17 protein-coding genes are annotated in these 21204 nt (G+C 44.0%); 6 read left to right on the forward strand and 11 right to left on the reverse strand.

Annotation, left to right across the window (positions count from 1 at the left end; translation table 11 throughout):
* Nucleotides 1-31: 31 nt before the first annotated feature.
* From artM to PSI15_RS01390, 5 genes are all read right to left on the reverse strand, one after another.
* Nucleotides 32-700 carry an arginine ABC transporter permease ArtM gene (gene artM / locus PSI15_RS01370; RefSeq protein WP_273582051.1) on the reverse strand — a complete coding sequence of 223 codons (669 nt, stop codon included), beginning with the start codon at nt 698-700 and terminating at the stop codon, nt 32-34.
* The gene (gene artQ / locus PSI15_RS01375; RefSeq protein WP_273581975.1) at nt 700-1416 is read right to left on the reverse strand and encodes an arginine ABC transporter permease ArtQ; all 717 of its coding nucleotides are present in this window, start codon (nt 1414-1416) and stop codon (nt 700-702) included. Before artQ ends, artM begins: the two co-directional genes overlap by 1 nt.
* An 11-nt stretch (nt 1417-1427) precedes the next feature.
* Nucleotides 1428-2165 (reverse strand): arginine ABC transporter substrate-binding protein, encoded by a 738-nt coding sequence (gene artJ, locus PSI15_RS01380; protein WP_273581976.1) that lies wholly within the window; start codon nt 2163-2165, stop codon nt 1428-1430.
* 56 nt (nt 2166-2221) lie between these two features.
* Nucleotides 2222-2950, reverse strand: coding sequence for an arginine ABC transporter ATP-binding protein ArtP (gene artP, locus PSI15_RS01385; protein ID WP_273581977.1), 729 nt, complete (start codon nt 2948-2950; stop codon nt 2222-2224).
* Nucleotides 2951-3091: 141 nt separating this feature from the next.
* Nucleotides 3092-3994, reverse strand: a complete 903-nt coding sequence (locus PSI15_RS01390; protein ID WP_273581978.1) for a lysine exporter LysO family protein — start codon at nt 3992-3994, stop codon at nt 3092-3094.
* 323 nt (nt 3995-4317) lie between these two features.
* Here PSI15_RS01390 and macA point away from each other — a divergent pair, with 323 nt between their 5' ends.
* Nucleotides 4318-5481 (forward strand): macrolide transporter subunit MacA, encoded by a 1164-nt coding sequence (gene macA, locus PSI15_RS01395; protein WP_273581979.1) that lies wholly within the window; start codon nt 4318-4320, stop codon nt 5479-5481.
* Complete coding sequence (gene macB / locus PSI15_RS01400; RefSeq protein WP_273581980.1) at nt 5481-7436, forward strand: macrolide ABC transporter ATP-binding protein/permease MacB; 1956 nt, start codon at nt 5481-5483, stop codon at nt 7434-7436. The genes macA and macB overlap by 1 nt, the downstream gene beginning before the upstream one ends.
* A gap of 46 nt (nt 7437-7482) precedes the next feature.
* On the opposite strand, the gene cspD is transcribed toward macB, so the two are convergent.
* Complete coding sequence (gene cspD, locus PSI15_RS01405; protein ID WP_273581981.1) at nt 7483-7728, reverse strand: cold shock-like protein CspD; 246 nt, start codon at nt 7726-7728, stop codon at nt 7483-7485.
* A 326-nt stretch (nt 7729-8054) separates the two neighbouring features.
* Between cspD and clpS the strand changes: the two genes are divergently transcribed.
* Nucleotides 8055-8375, forward strand: a complete 321-nt coding sequence (gene clpS, locus PSI15_RS01410; RefSeq protein WP_273581982.1) for an ATP-dependent Clp protease adapter ClpS — start codon at nt 8055-8057, stop codon at nt 8373-8375.
* Between the two features lie 31 nt (nt 8376-8406).
* Nucleotides 8407-10692 carry an ATP-dependent Clp protease ATP-binding subunit ClpA gene (gene clpA / locus PSI15_RS01415; protein ID WP_273581983.1) on the forward strand — a complete coding sequence of 762 codons (2286 nt, stop codon included), beginning with the start codon at nt 8407-8409 and terminating at the stop codon, nt 10690-10692.
* 139 nt (nt 10693-10831) lie between these two features.
* Here clpA and infA read toward each other — a convergent pair whose 3' ends face one another.
* The 5 genes from infA to trxB form a co-directional block, all read right to left on the reverse strand.
* The gene (gene infA / locus PSI15_RS01420) at nt 10832-11053 is read right to left on the reverse strand and encodes a translation initiation factor IF-1 (protein ID WP_045969938.1); all 222 of its coding nucleotides are present in this window, start codon (nt 11051-11053) and stop codon (nt 10832-10834) included.
* Nucleotides 11054-11216: 163 nt separating this feature from the next.
* Nucleotides 11217-11906, reverse strand: a complete 690-nt coding sequence (aat, locus tag PSI15_RS01425) for a leucyl/phenylalanyl-tRNA--protein transferase (RefSeq protein ID WP_273581984.1) — start codon at nt 11904-11906, stop codon at nt 11217-11219.
* An 8-nt stretch (nt 11907-11914) separates the two neighbouring features.
* Nucleotides 11915-13675, reverse strand: a complete 1761-nt coding sequence (gene cydC / locus PSI15_RS01430) for a heme ABC transporter ATP-binding protein/permease CydC (protein WP_273581985.1) — start codon at nt 13673-13675, stop codon at nt 11915-11917.
* A 2-nt stretch (nt 13676-13677) separates the two neighbouring features.
* The gene (cydD, locus tag PSI15_RS01435; RefSeq protein WP_273581986.1) at nt 13678-15447 is read right to left on the reverse strand and encodes a heme ABC transporter permease/ATP-binding protein CydD; all 1770 of its coding nucleotides are present in this window, start codon (nt 15445-15447) and stop codon (nt 13678-13680) included.
* Between the two features lie 103 nt (nt 15448-15550).
* Nucleotides 15551-16510, reverse strand: a complete 960-nt coding sequence (gene trxB, locus PSI15_RS01440) for a thioredoxin-disulfide reductase (RefSeq protein WP_273581987.1) — start codon at nt 16508-16510, stop codon at nt 15551-15553.
* An 835-nt stretch (nt 16511-17345) separates the two neighbouring features.
* Here trxB and lrp point away from each other — a divergent pair.
* Entirely contained in the window at nt 17346-17840 is a 495-nt protein-coding gene (lrp, locus tag PSI15_RS01445; RefSeq protein ID WP_004256338.1) for a leucine-responsive transcriptional regulator Lrp, read from the forward strand.
* A 243-nt stretch (nt 17841-18083) separates the two neighbouring features.
* Nucleotides 18084-21197 carry a DNA translocase FtsK 4TM domain-containing protein gene (locus tag PSI15_RS01450; protein WP_443256061.1) on the forward strand — a complete coding sequence of 1038 codons (3114 nt, stop codon included), beginning with the start codon at nt 18084-18086 and terminating at the stop codon, nt 21195-21197.
* Nucleotides 21198-21204 lie beyond the last annotated feature (7 nt).

The raw sequence follows: 21204 nt of genomic DNA on the forward strand, positions 1-21204 counted from the left end.
GCACGGGGTTGGGTGATATAAAGTCAGGTCATTAATTGCGATGTTCAAATAATAAGGCTCGTCGTTCAATTATACGCATCAGCAGTGTCAACAGGCCATTGATGCAGAGATAAATAATACCTGCGGCAACAAATACGGTGACATCATAACTGCGCCCGAATTGGAGTTGGCTATATCCCATGATGTCTAATAAGGTGATGGTACTGGCCAGTGACGTACTCTTGAAAATCAGCACAACTTCATTGGAGTAGGAAGAGAGTGCTCGCTTAAAAGCGTAAGGTAGCAGAATGCGCATAGAATGCGCGTTGGACATCCCGAGAGCCTGGCAGGATTGCCATTGCCCCGCCGGAATGGCTTTGACAGCCCCGAAAAATAGCTGGGTTGAGTAAGCGGCACTATTCAATGCCAATGTCACCATTGCACATAGCCACGGCTCTGACATCAGTTGCCAAATCCACGGATATTCTTTGAGCGACGGAAATTGACCCGGCCCATAGTAAATTAAAAAAAACTGGACAAGGAGCGGGGTTCCGGTAAATAGCGTGATATAGCCTCTTACTAACTGAGAAAGCACCGGTAATCTCATTGCCAGGATCATGGTCAAGACAATGGATAGTAAGAATGCAATCAGCAGTGCTGAGAAAGTCAAACTAAGGCTGGTTTGCAAGCCGGGTAAAATTTCCTTGATATATTCAAACATCATGAAGCACTCCGTTCAAAATGGGTGGTGCGCATTTCAAGCTGTTTGAGAATAAACTGGCTGATCAGGGTAATGATCAAATAGATTACAGCAACAATCATATACCATGTGAACGGTTCCTGAGTTCGGGTTGCGATACTTTTTGTTTGTAACATCAGATCATTCACGCTGATTAATGAAACCAAGGCAGTATCTTTCAGTAAAACCAGCCATTGATTACCAAGCCCCGGCAGGGCATGGCGCCACATTTGCGGCATGATCAGGCGAAAAAAGATGCGGCGTTGACTTAACCCCAGCGCCTGACCCGCTTCCCACTGCCCGATTGGAACCGCTTTTAATGCTCCCCGCAGCGTTTGTGAAGCATAAGCAGAATAGAGCAAAGACAAGGCAATCACGCCACACAGAAAAGGGCTGACATCAAAGTTGTCAATTTCCATCTGTATCCTAAGATGCCAGACGATAAGATTGATATCAAAACCTTCTGACAGCGTAATCAGCAGTTGTGAACTGCCAAAATAGATGAAGAGAACCACTAAAATTTCAGGTAATCCTCGGATCAAGGTAACCCAGCAGGAGCCTAAAAAAGCGATGGGTTTCCAGCGAATAGATTCCCAGGCAGCAAAAAGCATTGCCAAAACTAAACCGATGACAAGCGAAGAGATGGCAAGGCCGACGGTCATTCCGGCGGCACTGATTAAAGATTGAAGTTCATTCATTAGGATTGAATTTATTGTTTAAACCATTTTTTGTAGATGGTGTCGTAAGTGCCGTCTTGTTTAATTTCCGCCAGTGTTTTGTTTAATTTATCCAGTAACTCACTATTGCCTTTGCGAACGGCAATGCCTAAACCGATGCCAAAGTAGTTTTTGTCTGTCACCTTATCACCCACCGTGCTTAATTCTTTATTCTTTTTCAGCCATTCATTGACAACGGCAGTATCACCAAACACCGCATCAATACGACCATTTTTTAAATCAAGGATGGCATTTTGGTAGCTGTCATAAGGTACGGTTTTAAGCTCTTTATGTTGCTCCATCAAATACTTCTGGTGTGTTGTGCCATTCTGGATACCCACTTGTTTACCTTTGAGATCGGCAATGTGAGCAAATTTCCCTTTGATGGCAATGAAAATAGCCGAGTTATCATAATAGGCTTGGGTAAAATCAACTTGTTTTTGGCGGTCTGGCGTAATGTCAATGCCTGCCATCAGAGCATCAAAACGGCGAAATTTTAGGCTGGGAATGAGGCTGTCGAAAGCCTGATTGGCAAATGTACACTCTGTGTTGAGTTTTGCACATATCGCATCTGCTAAATCGACGTCGAATCCTTGAATCTTATTGTTTGCATCAATAAATTCAAATGGCGGATAAGTTGCTTCTGTCGCGAAACGGAGAGCGGCTTTCTCTGCTGCGGTTGCGGATAAGGTCACGGCACTTAACAAGGCTGCAAACAATAATTTTTTCATAGCAATATCCTGTTGTTTATGAGTTTTATGCTTGATAACTGCGTTAATGTTTGGATTCAGTGTGACAAATAATGCGCAAAGGCTTCTGTTTGAGGAGACATAAAATGAGTGATGTCACCTTTTTCGATAATGTGTCCTTGTTCCATGTATACAACCTGGCTTGCTGTTTTGCGCGCTAATTCCACTTCATGCGTCACTATAACCTGAGTGATACCGGTTTCAGCCAGTTCTTTGATAATGCCAATGACTTGAGAAGTGATTTCAGGATCGAGTGCAGCCGTGGGTTCATCAAACAATAAAACCTGAGGCTCCATCATTAATGCACGTGCAATGGCAACCCGCTGTTGCTGCCCACCGGAAAGGTGCAGCGGAAAACGGTTGGCGAATTCGCCTAAGCGGAGTCGGGAAAGTAGTTTTGCTGCTTTTTCTCGCGCTTGTTGTTTCGATTGCTTCAATACCCGGCAAGGTGCCTCAATCAAATTATCCATCACGGTTAGGTGGGGCCACAGGTTGTATTGTTGGAAGACCATGCCAACGTTTTGGCGCAACGCCAGAATTTCTTTGTGGTTAGGCTGTTGTTTGAAATCAAATTGGTGCATAGCCACATGGAGTAGCCCAGCACGCGGCATCTCCAATAAATTCAAGACACGCAGCAAAGAACTCTTGCCGGCCCCGCTGGGTCCCAGTAACACGACAGTTTCGCCCGATGTACATTCAAAATTGATATCGAACAGAGCTTGTTGTGAACCATAGAAACAATTTATGTTTTTTAATTGAATGCTCATGCGAAAAATATGAATAGTTAATTGATTGATGCGATATTAATCCCATAAGCATAACTATGCAATGCTGTCTGCATAAAATTATTATTTTAATCAAATTAATAAGCTAACTAATCAAATTGCCGGCATTTTTTAGATTGTTTTTTATTGAGTAAAAAATGCGATGAACAAAGGGGTCAATATGCTCAATATAAAACCATGAACGATAGCGACTGGCACAATACTTACACCGCCACAGCGTTGTAAGATGGGTAAAGAAAAGTCCATTGAAGTTGCACCTGTTAAACCTATTGAGGTTGAGCGGTAGCGATTTATTAACAGGGGAATGAGCATGATTGATGCTAATTCACGGGCTAAATCATTGAAAAACGCGGCACTACCGAGCACAGACCCGTAAGCATCGGAAATTAAGATGCCGGAAAGGGAATACCAGCCGTATCCTGATGCAATGGCAAGGCCTGTTTTGGTCGGTAATCCCAATAAAAATGCTGCCAACATACCGCCCAGCAGAGAACTTATGGCAACGATTATGGCGATGATCATACCACGGCGATTCAATAGTATTTGCTTTAAGTTCATACCGTTATTGCGCAGTTGAATTCCAACGAGAAAGAGCAAAACAATCAAGGCAATTTCGCTGGCACGGTTGGAGAAATGAAACCATGACCAGTCTGTTAACCTAAGCAAAACTCCCAATACTAATGCGCCGCATAATTTGACGGAGTCTAATGCCATGTGTAATCGTGAGGGCGGTTTTTCTGGCCTATGTGCGGTAATAATCCGCGGTTCTCGTTTATCCAAAAGGAAAAGCGCGATAATATTAACCACAAAAATACACAGAAAAAACGTTGCCGCATACAGAAAAATAGAAAGTAAATTACTGCCCAGATTTTCCAGAGTGGCGAGGCTGATGCCCATCAAAATGAGAATGATATAAACCATGACACTGAGTAGCTGATGCACGAGGGTCAGTATCGTTTTATTATTCAGATGAATAAGGTAGCCCAGAGTTAAAGGCAGGAGAATAATTAATAATCCTGAATACATGATCCATATCCTTATTTAATAAAAAACGTCTTCTTTATCTGGTTCCAATAACAAAAACCAGTCAAATAGGCCAACAAGCGCACAAAAACAAATATTTTACATTAAAACAACAAAAGGGTAAAAGTAAACATACTGAAATGCAAAGAATTTTCAATCTCTATAGGATTTTACTCGCTTCTGTTTGGTTCTTTTCAGGATAAAAGGAAGATATATCAGAAAGTTTTCTTATCAAAAATATCCCGTTGATAGGATTTGTTTATGTCTTCTACAGTAAAGTGCGAGTGAAGTAATTTAGATGGCATATTCATGGTGGGTATTTATTAATGAATCTTCTTTCTATCAAATATCGTTGGCTTGCAACAGGGATGATTTTCATAGCTATTGCTTCTGCATTGCTCTATTTCTTTTATCGCCCAAAACCCATTACCTATCAGACAAGCCCCGTGGTAAGAGGGGATTTCGCAAGAAGTGTCTCAGCGGTAGGTCAGTTGGATGCAGTCAGTAAAGTTGATGTGGGCGCTCAGGTGAGTGGTCAGTTAAAAGAGCTTTATGTGAAATTGGGGGATAAGGTTAAGCAGGGACAATTGCTGGCATTGATTGATCCACAAACAGCAAAAAATACGGTGGAAGAAATTCAGGAAACAGCAAAATCACTGGAGGCCAATCTCCGTGGGGCGCAGGCTGAATTAAAACTTGCGCAGCTTAAAGTGAAGCGTCAGAAGTATTTGTTTAAATCACATTTAATTTCCCATCAAGACTTGGATTCCGACATCACAGATATGCAGGCGAAGACTGCTAAAATTGATGACTTAATGGCGCAAATTAAACAAAACAAGGCCAAACTGGATTCGGCAAAAACGAATTTGCAATACACCAGAATTACTGCCCCAATTGAGGGTATTGTGGCAGATATTAAAACATTCCAGGGGCAAACTGTGATTGCGGCACAGCAAGCGCCCACTATCCTGACACTTGCTAATCTCGATACCATGATTGTTAACACCCAAATATCGGAGGCGGATGTTGTCAGTCTAAAACCCGGGCAGAAAGTCTCATTTACCATCTTAGGGGCACCAGGGAAACAATTTCACAGCATTTTGAAAGATATTCTACCCACACCGCAAGTTGTGAATAATGTTAATTTCTACTCTGCCCGCTTTGAAGTCCCTAATCCCCAACATATTTTGCGTTTACAGATGACTGCGCAAGTAAAAATAGAGCTTCAGACCCTGCATAATGTATTGATGATCCCGATTTCATCCTTAGAGGTATCTTCCAATCAGTCTTCAACTTCTCAGTCTTCAACTTCAATTTCACCTTCATCTTCACCGCAATATGAAGTCAGTGTCTTGCGTAATGGCAAAGCAGAGAAACGTAAGGTCACGATAGGCGCCTTTGATAATACTAATGTTCAGGTACTCTCTGGGTTGAAGGAAAACGAACGTGTGGTCACCAGTCGCAGTGATAGTAGCGTAGAGGAAGAATAATGAGTACGTTACTGGAATTAAAAGGAGTTAGTCGTTGTTATCAGGCCGGGGAAGGGCAAGTGACTGTTCTGGAAGATATCTCATTATCCATACAGGCTGGAGAAATGGTGGCGATTGTTGGTGCTTCCGGTTCTGGTAAATCGACTTTAATGAATATACTGGGCTGTTTGGATAAACCCAGTAGTGGAGAGTATTGGGTTGCAGGGAGAAATATTGCTGACTTGGATAGTGATCAATTGGCCGAGCTGCGCAGAGAGTATTTTGGCTTCATTTTTCAGCGTTATCATTTATTGACGCATTTAACCGCCGAACAAAATGTTGAGATCCCGGCAATTTATTCCGGTGCTTCCAAAATACAACGTCGTGAGCGGGCGGTTGAATTATTGGGGCGTCTTGGATTGGAAAACCGGATTAACTATCGGCCAAGCCAGCTCTCAGGCGGACAGCAACAGCGGGTCAGCATTGCCAGGGCACTGATGAATGGTGGGCAAGTCATTCTTGCGGATGAACCGACGGGAGCATTGGATAGTACTTCCGGTCAGGAAATGATGGAGATCTTGAAGGAACTCTGTCAGCGGGGGCATACCGTCGTTATTGTGACTCATGATCCCCATATTGCGGCACAGGCTCAAAGAGTGATTGAAATTAAAGATGGGCGTATTATGAGTGACTCACGCACTTCTGAACATCATACTTTGCCTCGTACTTCCTCTGTAAATGCAAAAACCGTCAATGTAAAAACGTCTTTCGTTCAACAAGCCTGGGGACGTTTTAATGAAGCCTTATTGATGGCATGGCGTGCCATGAATGTGAATAAGCTACGCACGCTGCTGACAATGCTTGGGATTATCATAGGCATTGCTTCTGTCGTCACCATTATCGTGATTGGTGATGCGGCAAAATCAATGGTGTTATCACATATTAAATCGATTGCCACTAACTCCATATCAATTTATCCAGGAAGAGACTTTGGCAGTGATAATTCTTTGGATACGCAGGCAATGAAACTGGCCGATATTCCGGCAATACAGTCTCAACCCTATATTCAGGCTGTTTCCCCCCAATTTATGGGCGGTGGACGTTTACGTCAAGGCAATATAGATGCTAATGCACAGGTATCTGGCGTTGGAAGTGATTTTTTTCAGGTATATGCCATGAAATTTGCTCAAGGTATTCCTTTTACTTCAGAAATGGTTGAGCGCCAGTCTCAAGTGGTCATCATTGATGATAATACACGCAAGAAGTTCTTTCCTTACCAGAATAATGTGATAGGCAAAGAGTTGCTGTTGGCAAATATTCCTTTGACCGTGATTGGTGTGATTGCCCACGGGCAAAGTTTTTATGGTGGTGATTCATTACAAATTTGGCTGCCCTACAGTACGATGAATAATCGTTTGATAAAACAAAGCTACTTGAGTTCGATTGTTGTCAGGCTGAGAGATGGCTATGATTCCAATGAAGCCGAAGAAAAATTGAGCAATTTGTTAATATTCCGTCATGGTAAAAAGAATTTTCACATTTATAGTATTAATAAGACCATTGAAATCATGGATAAAACCACACAGACAATGCAAATATTCTTAACATTAGTTGCGGTCATATCCTTGGTTGTCGGGGGAATTGGCGTTATGAATATCATGCTGGTATCCGTTACTGAACGGACTCGGGAGATTGGTATTCGTATGGCAGTAGGTGCCAGAACCAGTGACATTTTACAGCAATTTCTTATCGAAGCCGTTTTGGTTTGTTTGATTGGGGGGATACTAGGGATTACCCTGTCGTACAGCCTTTCTCTAATGGCACAGTGGATGCTGCCGAAATGGGATTTCGCTTATAGCCCGATTGCATTTATCATCGCGTTTGGTTGCTCAACGGCAATAGGAGTCATCTTTGGTTTCCTGCCCGCGAGAAATGCAGCTCGCCTCGATCCTATAGAGGCTTTGGCAAGAGAATAAAATAACACGCCACAAATAAACGGATTATCTATTTGTGGCGTGGAAATTACGCGTTTATCGAGTTACTATTTTTTGATTTTAAGCCATCTTCCAGAGGCACAATAAGGCTGGCGTGGTTACCCTTAGGGCCTTGATTAACGCTAAAATTCACCTTTTGCCCCGCTTTCAGCGTCCTATAACCATCCATCTGAATGGTTGAATAGTGAGCAAATATATCCTCGCCCCCACTGGCCGGGCAAATAAATCCAAAGCCCTTTGCATTATTGAACCATTTCACAGTACCTGTTTCCATACTTCTCTATCCCTCGTATCACGATTTCGGGTTTAGGAGTCACTAAAAATGTTGAAATATGAACAAACGCCCAGATAGGAAGCGGTGTTCATAAAATATACTGTAGTGAAATTCATTAGATCGTCAAGCACATAAACAACGTCAAGCTGTCTCAAATGACTAAAGTTTGATATAGATAACGATATCTGATTTTTAAACAAAATCCTGATCCGTTAATCATCAAGGAGGGTAAGCAGAGTGCTTTATGAAGTGATAAAATATATAGCAGTACAATGAATTAGTTCATACTAAAATCCAGCGGAAAGTGAATACCCAGCGGAAAAATAATGACTGAGTTTTATAACAATTTGAAAGTTGAAGAATTTATTGAGGATGATGCAAAACAAAAACTACAACCACCATCAATGTATAAGGTTATTCTTAACAATGACGATTATACCCCTATGGAGTTTGTGGTTGACGTATTGCAAAAGTTCTTTTCTTATGATGTTGAACAAGCAACGCAACTAATGCTGGATGTCCATTACAAAGGGAAGGCAGTTTGCGGAATTTACACGGCAGAGGTCGCAGAAACTAAAGCTGCGCAAGTGAACATGTATGCTAAGGAGCACGAGCATCCGTTACTTTGCACGCTGGAAAAGGTCTGATCTGGCTTACTAAAATGAGGAGGAGGTGCTTATGCTCAATCAAGAACTGGAGCTTAGTCTCAACATTGCTTTTGCCAAAGCAAGGGATAACAGGCATGAATTTATGACTGTAGAGCACCTGTTGCTGGCGTTGTTAAGTAACACATCAGCGCGAGAAGCACTGGAGGCTTGTAAAGTCGATTTGGCGATGTTACGCCAGGAATTGGAAAGTTTTATTGCACAAACCACCCCCTTGTTATCTGAGAATGATGACAGGGATACCCAACCAACATTAAGTTTTCAGCGTGTTTTGCAACGTGCGGTATTTCACGTTCAATCTTCGGGACGTTCAGAAGTCTCTGGGGCGAATGTCTTAGTTGCCATTTTTAGTGAACAGGAATCTCAGGCAGCTTATTTACTGCGCAAGCACGACGTCAGTCGTTTGGATGTGGTGAATTTTATCTCTCATGGCACGCGCAAAGATGAGCCAGACACTGATTCCCACCACAGTATCAATCCGGTTCCGGAAGAGCAGGTCATGGGTGAAGATCGATTGGAAAATTTCACTACCAACCTGAATCAATTGGCGCAGAAAGGGCAGATTGATCCACTTGTCGGCCGTCAGGATGAATTGGAAAGAACGATTCAGGTACTGTGCCGTCGCCGCAAGAATAATCCTCTGTTTGTTGGGGAATCCGGTGTGGGTAAGACAGCCATTGCTGAGGGGCTTGCCTGGCGGATTGTCCAAAGGAATGTGCCCGAAGTGATGCAGGATTGTACCATCTATTCTCTGGATATTGGTTCATTGTTGGCCGGTACAAAGTATCGTGGTGATTTTGAGAAGCGCTTCAAGTCTTTGTTAAAAACGTTGGAGCAGGACAGTAAAAGTATTCTCTTTATTGATGAGATCCATACAATTATTGGTGCCGGTGCTGCTTCAGGCGGGCAGGTGGACGCAGCGAATCTCATTAAACCGCTGTTATCCAGTGGGCGTATACGGGTCATTGGTTCAACGACTTATCACGAATTTAGCAATATTTTTGAAAAAGACCGCGCTCTAGCGCGTCGGTTCCAAAAAATTGACATTCTTGAACCTTCTTCTGAAGAAACGGTGCAGATTATCAATGGGTTGCGTGCTAAATATGAAGCTCACCATGATGTCCGTTATACCGCGAAGGCGATTCGTGCCGCCGTTGAGTTATCGGTGAAGTATATTACCGATCGGCATTTGCCGGATAAGGCGATTGATGTCATTGATGAAGCGGGTGCGAGGACAAGGTTAGTGCCAGTGAGTCGCCGCAAGAAAACAATCAATGTCACCGATATTGAGAGCGTTGTTGCTCGTATCGCCCGTATTCCAGAAAAAACCGTGTCAGCCAGTGATAAAGATGTTTTGAGGACACTGGATAATCGTTTGAAGATGTTGGTTTTTGGTCAGGACAAAGCGATTGCTGCCTTGACGGAAGCCATCAAGATGAGCCGTGCTGGATTGGGGCAAGATCATAAGCCGGTAGGATCTTTCTTGTTTGCCGGGCCTACAGGAGTAGGGAAAACCGAAGTAACCGTCCAACTAGCCAAGGTATTGAATGTCAAGTTATTGCGATTCGATATGTCAGAATATATGGAACGCCATACTGTCAGTCGCTTAATTGGTGCTCCGCCGGGTTATATTGGGTATGATCAGGGCGGTTTGTTAACCGATGCCATCATCAAACATCCTCATTCTGTACTGTTGTTGGATGAGATTGAAAAAGCCCATCCCGATGTATTCAATCTTTTGTTGCAGGTGATGGATAACGGTACATTGACCGACAATAATGGACGTAAGGCGGATTTCCGTAATGTTATTTTGGTGATGACAACCAATGCCGGAGTACGTGAAATACAGCGTAAATCTATTGGGTTCGCTGAACAGGATAATAGTACGGATGGAATGGAAGAGATAAAACGGATTTTCACCCCTGAATTTCGTAATCGTCTTGATGGCACTATCTGGTTTGATGCACTCTCTTCTGAAGTTATTCAACAAGTTGTTGATAAATTTATTGTTGAATTACAAGCGCAATTGGATGAAAAAGGTGTCTCTCTGGAAGTCAGTGCAGATGCCCGTCAGTGGTTATGTGACAAAGGTTATGATAAAGCGATGGGCGCACGTCCTATGGCTCGTGTCATTCAGGACAATCTCAAAAAACCGCTGGCGAATGAATTGTTATTTGGCTCTTTGGTGCATGGCGGCTCAGTCAAGATTAAACTTGATAAAGCGAAACAGGCATTGATATACGATTTTAAGAGTGCGCAAAAATCGAGTAAAAAGAGATCAGAAGATGCCGTGTTATAACGTTATGGGTAAACGGTATAAAACGGGATAATCATAAACGGTACCAGTGATAGAAACTGGTAACTCGTGGTAAAACCAATAGCCACACCACAGGTGAATGCTGGAAAATACGATCACCTGTGGTGCTAAGGTCTCTTAATCAGCGGCTACGGAAGGTGATGCGTCCTTTTTCTGGATCATATGTAGTTAGCTCAACTGTAACCTTGTCTCCAGTCAGGATGCGGATATAGTTCTTACGCATTTTTCCTGAGATGTGAGCAGTGACAACGTGCCCGTTGTCTAATTCAACGCGAAACACAGTATTTGGCAGTGTTTCTAACACAGTACCTTGCATTTCAAAATTAGTGTCTTCTTTGGCCATCTAATCCTCTAAGTGTAACAACCATCGTTTTTAACCGGCAAGATAATGCCGAAAAACCATCATTATGTAAAGGAATGTCGTATTTTAAGCCATCATTTTACATACGATAATATGATGGCTAATGACATTCCCGCCATGAACAGCATTTATTTCTAAGAGATGATTATAAATCCAGCTTTTGTACAGACCAGCAGCCCGATTGCAATGACTGCTTTCTTAATTGATAAAGGTGCTGGAGAAACTTTTCTCTCGGAATATTTTTAGCGCCCAATGATTCTGTATGGTGATTTAATACCTGACAGTCAAATAATTGGCCGCTATGACGTAAAAAATGGTGGTAGAATGCGACAAAAGCACATTTGGATGCATTCTCCATTTTGCTAAACATCGATTCACCGCAAAATAGTGTGCCGACACAAACGCCATATAAGCCACCCACAAGTTGATGGTCATGCCAGACTTCAATGGAATGAGCCAAACCTTCTTTATGCAAAGTTTGATAACCTTTTTGAACATCTGACCCAATCCAGGTGCCTTCTTGTCGTTGGGCGCAATGATATATCACTTCATCGAAAGCATAGTTTACCGTAATTTGGTAAATATGTTTGCGAATAAAACGACGTAGTGTTCGGCCAATATGTAATTCTCCTGGAATCAACACAGCCCGAGGGTCGGGAGACCACCATAACGGCGGCTCATCCGGCGAATACCACGGAAAAATACCCTCATGATACGCTACTCGTAAACGTTCTGCACTTAGATCTCCGCCAAATGCCAATAAACCATTCGGTTCAGCGAGCGCATTAGTGGGGTGGGGGAATTCATATGAGTTATCCAGCTGAGCTATCGACATAAATTGAATCACCCTTGCTCGGGATAGCTCTGTTGCTGATGAAATTGTTGTCGTTGATAAAATTGATAGTAACGCCCCTGTTGAGCGAGTAGCGCAGTATGCTTGCCTTGCTCGATAATACGTCCACCATCCATAACACAGATTCTATCCATATATTGCAAGCCTGTCAGCCGATGGGTAACGATAATCAGGGTCTTATGCTGACAACGATGGTGTAGCAGTGACAGAATTTGCTGCTCTGTATCTGCATCGAGTCCTTCAGTGGGTTCATCCAGAAGCATCAAAGGGGCATTATGTAACAATGCTCTGGCAATACCTAAACGTCGCTGTTCTCCGCCAGAAAGTTGGCGCCCACCTTCACCCATCCAACAGTTTAGCTTTTTTTCAGTGTCTAGCAAGTAGCCTAAACCGACTTGTTGCAATAGGGTTGTTAATTCATCGTCATGCGCATCTGGTTTTGCCAATAAAAGATTTTCACGCAAAGTCTGGCTAAATACATGTATCCGTTGCGGGACGACAGACATCATTGAACGCAGTGTTGCCTCATCATAGTGGGAGATGGGGTGTTGATTGAGTTGGATCTCACCACTATTGATATCCCACGCGCGGGTTAATAATTGCAATAATGTTGATTTACCACATCCTGTTTTTCCCAATAGAGCAATATGCTCGCCTGATGTCAAAGATAGAGAAATATTTTTCAATACTGGCAAGGGTTGGCCGGGATAGGTGAAATCGACATTTTTTATTTCCAGACTGAGTTCGCCATTTGCCTGAGGCCCATGCGCAGGAAAAGTGACTTCCGGTTTTTGGTGCATCAACTGGGAAACACGCGTCGCAGATGAAATGACCTGCCCCATATGCTGGAAGGCAACTGTGACTGGCCCAAGGGCTTCAAACGCAGCAAGGGTACAGAATACAAACAGTGCTATCAATGCACCCGCCTGACTATGTCCTCCCACGCCTGCGGCCGCTAACCACAGTATCAGCGTGACTGTCATACCCGTGGAAAAAATCATGATGGCTTGTGAGAGTCCGGTTAAGCCAGCTTGTTTTTGCTGGCTTTTCAACCAATTGTTTTCGATCTCTGTCATGGCTTGACGAAAGCGTTTGAGTGCGCCGAACACGCTTAATTCAGCTTGCCCCTGCAAGGTGCTGGTCAGTAATGTACGATACTGACTACGTTGCAGGGTGATGTTTCTGCCGTAAGGTTTTCCCGCGTGGTAAAACACGCAAGGTAATATTAGCAGCAGCCCTAACATAATACCGCCAATCATGTAGGCGAGGGTAATATCAAGGAAGCCTAAGCCAAATGTCAGAACCAGAATAATGACGAATGCGGCGAGGACAGGGGAAATCACTCGTAAATACAGGTGATCCAGTGTCTCGACATCCGCAACAAGCCGGTTTAATAACTCACCTTGACGAAAACGGGCAATGCCGCCAGGAGAGAGCGGCAATATTTTTTGAAAGGCAAAAACACGTAAATGAGCCAGTACACGGAACGTTGCATCATGGCTGACAAGCCGCTCCCCATAACGACCAGCCGTACGAAAAATGGCAGCGCCACGGACACCAGCGGCAGGCAGCATATAATTGAATGTATATAATCCTGCAAATCCAGCCAGCGCGGTGCCAGCAAGAAACCAACCAGATAGGGTTAACAGCCCGATACTGGCTAGTAGTGTCACAATCGCCAATACCAGGCTTAAGCTAATAAGAAACCAATGGCGGCGATAAAGTGCGAGAAATGGAAGTAATACACGCATGATTAAAGCTCCACACTACGGTGAGACAACAAACGGGAAAAGACACCCTGGGACTGGTTTAAAGTTTGATAATCACCTTGCTCAATGAGTAATCCATTCTCCATTACCCAAATCTGGTCATATAACACTGTTTCTTCCAGCAAGTGAGTCACCAGTAATGTGGTTTGTTGATGAGAGGCCTGATTTAAGGCCATCATCACACGCTGTTCGCTATGAGCATCAAGGCTGGCGGCGGGTTCATCCAATAGTAATAATTGGCAAGGGTTTAATAACGCTCGTGCCACCGCAATACGTTGAGCCTGTCCGACAGACAGACGAGCCGCGTTGTCACCGACTACCGTATTGATGCCATCTGGAAGGTCGTTAATAAACTCACTGACATAAGCCCGCTCCATCACATCATTGATTTGCTCTTGCGGTGCGTCATATTGACCAAGACGAATATTATCGAGCAGTGTTTGTTCTGGCAGATGTGGGTTTTGCCCGACCCAACTCAAACATTCGCGCCATTGCGTGAGATTGAGTTCTCGCAACTCAATGCCATTAATTTTTAAGGAGCCATGATAAGGCAGGAATCCCAGTAATACATTGATTAATGAGCTTTTACCCGCGCCACTTTTTCCAACCAACGCAATTCGCTGGCGCTTATTCAGCGTAAAATTCAAGGGACCGGCAAGGCGATGCCCATCGTGGGACATAATCTCCAGCTCGTGAGCCTCAATGGTGACGGGTTCTTTACCGGATAGTTTTTTTTCACCGCTATTTGCGGCCTGTTCTCCATCACTACCAAGTAAGGTAAAAAGCGTTTCTGCCGCGCCGACTGCTTGAGCTTTGGCATGATAAAATGTCCCTAAATCACGCAGAGGTTGAAAAAATTCAGGTGCGAGGATTAAAGCGAGGAAACCTGCAAACAGCGTAACACCGATGCCATAGCTACCAAAGTGCAATTCTCCCAAATAGGAAAAGCCAAAATAGACCGCAACAACGGCAATGGAAATTGCGGCAAAAAACTCTAAAACGGCTGAAGATAAAAATGCCATGCGCAGAACCTCCATCGTCCTGCGGCGAAAGTTCTCAGTTGACTGCGTGATTTGTGCAACTTCTGCTTCCCCTCTATGGAACAGGCGCAAAGTTTCCAACCCGCGTAATCGATCGAGGAAATTACCGCTTAATCGACTGAGAGCCACAAAATTGCGTCGGTTGGCATCTGCGGCGCCTAATCCAACCAAGGCCATAAACAGCGGAATTAATGGTGCGGTGACAAATAAAATCAACCCGGCGGCCCAATTAACGGGAAACACGGCAATCAGGATTAAGACAGGGATCATCGCCGCAAGAGCAATTTGAGGCAGATAGCGAGAGTAAAAATCCTGCATGTCTTCTATCTGCTCTAGGATAATGGTTGCCCAGCTTCCGGCGGGTTTTCCCTTCACCCACACAGGGCCTAGCTGTTCGAGTTTATCCAGTACCATCTTGCGGATTTGTTGGCGGACAACTTTGCCACAAATAAACCCGACACGCTCCCGGACGGCATTGACAATCGCCCTTACTGTGAAGGTGGCGGCCAACATTAAAAACGGGTTGATAAGATTTTCGCGGGGAACATTATCCATAATCAGGGCTTGCAGAATTGTCGCCAGGAGCCAAGCCTGAGAGATGATCAGCAATCCACTGATTAGGCCAAGTAGCATTGATAAACGAAGCCACCGACGAGCAGGCGCTGTTTGTTGTTTCAGCCATCGAACAAGTTCAGATTGTCTTGCTTTGTCCATAAGAAAAATTTCTGGTTAGCGGGTGATGATACGGGATATCAAAATAAGCTGTATGTTACCTGTTAAAAAGCGCTACCGAAATAGCGCTTTGGGGAAAGAGAGATTATTGGGTTGCCAACCCGTCAAGGAAACGTTCAGCATCCAGGGCAGCCATACAGCCTGTACCGGCGGAGGTAATGGCTTGACGGTATACATGATCCATAACATCTCCAGCGGCAAAAATACCCGAAATAGACGTTTGGGTAGCATTACCATGCAATCCAGATTGGACTTTGATATATCCGTTTTCCAGTTCCAGTTGACCGTCAAAGATACCCGTGTTCGGACTATGACCGATGGCAATGAAAACGCCAGTCACATCCAACTCTTCGGTAGCGTCACTTTTCGTATCACGAATGCGGACGCCCGTAACCCCCATATCATCACCCAGCACTTCATCCAAAGTACGATCAGTATGCAGAATGATATTGCCGTTCTTCACTTTCTCCATCAAACGGTCAATCAGAATTTTCTCTGAACGAAAAGTATCACGGCGGTGAATCAAATGGACTTCAGAAGCAATATTTGCCAAATACAGCGCTTCTTCAACAGCAGTGTTTCCACCACCAACGACTGCAACCTTTTGTTTACGATAGAAAAAACCATCACATGTTGCACAGGCAGATACCCCCCGACCTTTGAAAGCTTCCTCGGAAGGCAATCCGAGATAACGGGCAGAAGCACCTGTCGCGATGATTAAAGCATCGCAGGTATATTCCTGTTCATCACCAAATAAACGGAAAGGTTTGTTTGAGAAATTAACTTTCTGAATATGATCAGAAATAATTTCTGTTTGAAATTTTTCAGCGTGTTGGAACATGCGCTCCATCAAACCTGGGCCAGTCAGCCCTTCAGGATCACCAGGCCAGTTTTCAACCTCAGTCGTAGTGGTCAATTGGCCGCCTTTTTCAACCCCAGTAATGAGAACGGGATTTAGATTAGCGCGGGCTGCGTACACAGCAGCGGTATAACCAGCAGGGCCTGAGCCAAGAATGATAAGTTTACTGTGTTTGGCTGTGCTCATGAATACCTCATTTCCATTATCGCATATTGCGGATTTAGGGATTGTAGGAGAAATAATAAGTTAAAAAAAGCGATTATCAGATAAAATATTCATGTTATTAACGATTTTACCGATAGATAGTAACTATGATGTAATCGGATTGTAAGAGAAGATTGTTTAACTTTCTGAATTGAACATCATTTATACATATCAGGCATCAAACAGCTATTAAGGCGAATAACTGAAAATTTGTTTGGTAGGTTGTTCTGATTTTTGTTCATTTACTTTGACAATCGGCTGTGCATTTGCGAAAACATCTGTGTAAGAGATAATTATCTATCTCGCTAATCAATTGTTTCTATAAAATAGACCAATTAGTGTGGATGATTTTCTCGTAGAATATTAAAAATTGCCGTTAAGTTCTTTTCTGAAAGAGCGGGTAGTTTGGGTACTCGTGTTTTGGGAAATCAAGTTCTGGAAAACGATATTCTGGTAAATCGTATAATATGTCTAATAGATCCAAATTGTAGTGCGGCGGTAAGGAAACGAAGCCTCAAGTACATAGAAACCCGATGAGTGATGAGTGGCTGATATAGGGAGACTGAGTCATTGAGGTGGGTGAGCACAGCTAACATAGCAACAATTTGGAAAGTAAAAGAGATAATTAATCGAATTCTGGGAGATTGTATTTTAGGAAATGGTATTTTAGGAAATGGTATTTTAGGAAATGGTAGTAGGCCTCAAACCTTGGTTACAGATTAAGATTTAACCTTTGAAGACATCTTTTCCAGCTCAACCGCTTGAAAGAGATAGGGAAAATGTTATAGGTGTAGGAATATAAAGAGAGAGCAATAAGATGATAGATAATAAGAAGCGTCCAGGAAAAGATCTTGATCGTATAGATCGCAATATCCTTAACGAGTTGCAAAAAGACGGCCGTATTTCTAACGTAGAGTTATCCAAGAGAGTGGGTTTGTCACCAACACCCTGTCTGGAACGAGTACGTCGCTTAGAGCGTCAGGGCTTTATCTCTGGCTACACAGCTTTGCTAAATCCTCATTATTTGGATGCATCATTGCTGGTATTTGTTGAAATTACCTTGAACCGCGGCGCAGCAGATGTATTTGAACAATTCAATACAGCTGTCCAGAAACTGGAAGAAATCCAGGAATGCCATTTAGTTTCGGGTGATTTTGATTATTTGCTGAAAACACGTGTGCCAGATATGTCTGCCTATCGTAAATTGCTCGGCGAAACACTGTTACGTCTTCCTGGGGTTAACGACACCCGTACTTATGTTGTAATGGAAGAAGTAAAACAGAGTAACCGTTTGGTGATCAAGACTCGTTAAACTTTTGTCTAAAATGTACAGATGCAAAACAGGAAAAACTTAGGTACACTCCTGTTTATGCATACAGTTTCAACGCTGAGCTATCCTCAGCGTTGTTCCGTTTAATCAACAAGAAAACCTGGAGAGCCTTTCTTGAACCAGGAATATACAGAAGACAAACGTGTTAAGTTAAAGAAAATAAGCAGTAGCCGTCGGCTTTTGGAAGCCATTTTGTTGGTTATTGCTATTTGTGCTGTGTACTTGATGGTCGCACTTATCAGCTTCAATCCATCTGACCCCAGCTGGTCTCAGACGTCATGGCATGAACCTATCCACAATTGGGGCGGCAGTGTTGGTGCCTGGCTATCTGACACGCTGTTCTCAGCATTTGGTATTCTTGCCTATGCAGTCCCGCCGTCTATGTTGTCAGGTTGTTGGAATGCTTTCCGTCAAAGAGATAGGCAAGAGTACATTGATTTCTTCACACTCGCATTACGCGTCATTGGTGCTTTGGCCTTGGTGCTGACTTCATGTGGCCTGGCTGCACTCAATATTGATGATTTAAATGATTTTGCTGCTGGTGGCATCATTGGTAATTTATTCAGCAATGCGATTTTGCCTTGGTTCAACATCCTTGGAGCAACATTGGCGTTGTTGGGTGTTTGGGCTGTTGGATTCACCCTGTTTACCGGATGGTCATGGCTCACGATTGCAGAAAAAATAGGTGCAGTTATTCTCGATTTACTGAGTTTTGTGGTTAATCGTGGCCGCAATGATGCTGAATATAACGAAGAAGATTCAGAGGATGCATTAGTTTCCGAAAGCCCAGTCAGTGAACAGAAACGCGTGGAGCATGCAGATAAGCATGAAATGGTTAACTCCGAGGTGGCGATTGAAACCCCCGACGCTGATGAGGATGATGTATTACTAACAACTCCGACGGTAGTTGAGTTGGCTAACACTGATCCAGCGTTGCAGCCAGAATCGGCTTCTCCGGTTATGGAAGAAAATGGATCATCCGAAACCACCGAACATCCACTTGAGCGTGAACATATACCGCAGCCAGTCATATCGACGACTGCAACCTCCTCGCCAGCATTTGATCAACCTGAATTTGATCAACTGCAATTACAGCATCAGGAAGAGGTGAAGAGGGATGATGTAGATGTAACGGATACAATGACTTCTCCTGAAACTCATCATGCCAATGTGAAAAATGTGGCAGCGAGTGTCACTGACTCTGTTGCTGTGGTGAGGAATCCACAGGTTAAACAAGGCATAGGCCCTGAAATGCCCCGGCCTAATCCTGTCAGGATCCCAACCCGCCGTGAATTGTATGGTATCAAAGTGCCTTCTCACCGTTTGGCAGAACACATGCAACGGAAAGAAAAAGAGAGGCAGGATGAGCTGATTGCAGAAGCTAATGAACAGCAAATGGATGTCCAACAGCAAGATATATTGCGTCAGCAATTCCTCGAACAGCAGCGTGAACGCTACGGTGCTGATTTTGAAGCAGAGAATAGAGGAACTCACGGAGAAGGCACGTTGCTACATAAGCAACCAACGATAGCCGAACTTACGAAAAATAGCGTAGTAGATGAACAGCCAGATGACCAGAAAGCGCAGGAAGAAGCGTTACGGATAGCATTTGAACAGCAACAACGTGAACGTTATCAGATAAATCAACCTGCCTCTCCGGAACCCGTTTCAGCACCGGATGAAAAGCCAGCATCTAATCATATCCCTCAGGCGAGTGATCTTAATCAACCTGATCTTGCTAAATTTGTGTCAACAGAACCACCGATTCAACAAGCTATTCCTGTGCAGCAGCCGCAGCAAGACAGCCTGTTTCACCCATTTTTGATACGCAATGATCAACCCTTGCCAAAACCAACGACGCCGATGCCTTCGCTGGATCTTTTGGCTGCGCCACCGGCAGAAGAAGAGCCGGTTGATATGCTTGCGCTTGAGCAAATTTCTCGTTTAATTGAAGCGCGTTTAAATGATTATCGCGTCAAAGCGGATGTGGTAGGGTTCTCTCCGGGGCCTGTCATCACACGATTTGAATTGGACTTAGCGCCGGGGGTGAAAGCCTCACGTATTTCTAATTTATCGCGGGACCTCGCTCGCTCGCTTTCAGCGGTAGCCGTCCGTATCGTGGAAGTGATTCCGGGGAAACCGTATGTGGGTTTGGAATTACCCAATAAAAAACGCCAAACCGTTTATCTGCGGGAAGTTCTGGATTGTGAGAAATTCCGTGATAATCCTTCACCACTCACTATCGTGTTAGGGAAAGACATTGCAGGGCAGCCGGTTGTGGCTGATTTGGGTAAAATGCCTCACTTACTGGTAGCCGGGACGACGGGTTCGGGTAAATCGGTCGGGGTCAATGCGATGATCCTCAGTATCCTGTATAAAGCGAAACCAGAAGATGTTCGCTTTATTATGATTGACCCGAAAATGCTGGAATTATCGGTTTATGAGGGCATTCCTCACTTATTGACTGAAGTCGTCACCGATATGAAAGATGCAGCCAACGCATTGCGTTGGTGTGTAAATGAAATGGAACGGCGTTATAAACTGATGTCCGCGTTGGGTGTGCGTAACCTTGCAGGCTATAACGACAAGATCAAACAAGCAGAAAATATGGGTCGCCCGATCCCTGATCCGTTCTGGAAACCGGGTGACAGCATGGATGCAACGCATCCTATGTTGAAAAAAGAGCCTTATATTGTGGTTATGGTGGATGAATTTGCCGACTTAATGATGACAGTCGGCAAAAAGGTGGAAGAACTCATTGCGCGCTTGGCTCAGAAGGCACGGGCAGCAGGAATCCACTTAGTATTGGCCACCCAGCGGCCTTCGGTTGATATTATCACCGGGTTGATCAAGGCAAATATTCCGACACGTATTGCATTTACGGTATCCAGTAAAATAGATTCCCGTACCATTCTTGACCAAGGCGGTGCAGAATCATTGCTTGGCATGGGAGATATGCTTTATTTGGCACCAAACTCTTCCATTCCTGTCCGTGTTCATGGTGCATTTGTGCGCGATCAAGAAGTTCATGAAGTCGTGAATGACTGGAAAGCCCGTGGCCGCCCTCAATATATAGACAGTATTGTCAAAGGGGGAGAAGATGGCGAAGGCAGCATGGGATTTGACAGCGATGAAGAGCTGGACCCCCTGTTTGATCAAGCGGTTGAATTTGTAGTCGAAAAACGCCGTGTTTCTATTTCGGGTGTGCAACGTCAATTCCGTATTGGATATAACCGGGCAGCCCGAATTGTCGAACAAATGGAGGCACAACAGATAGTCAGTGCGCCTGGGCATAATGGCAATCGTGAAGTTTTGGCACCTCCGCCGCATGAACATTAATGATGAA

Origin of the sequence: Xenorhabdus sp. PR6a, from assembly GCF_028599065.1 — a bacterium.
Taxonomy (GTDB): domain Bacteria; phylum Pseudomonadota; class Gammaproteobacteria; order Enterobacterales; family Enterobacteriaceae; genus Xenorhabdus; species Xenorhabdus doucetiae.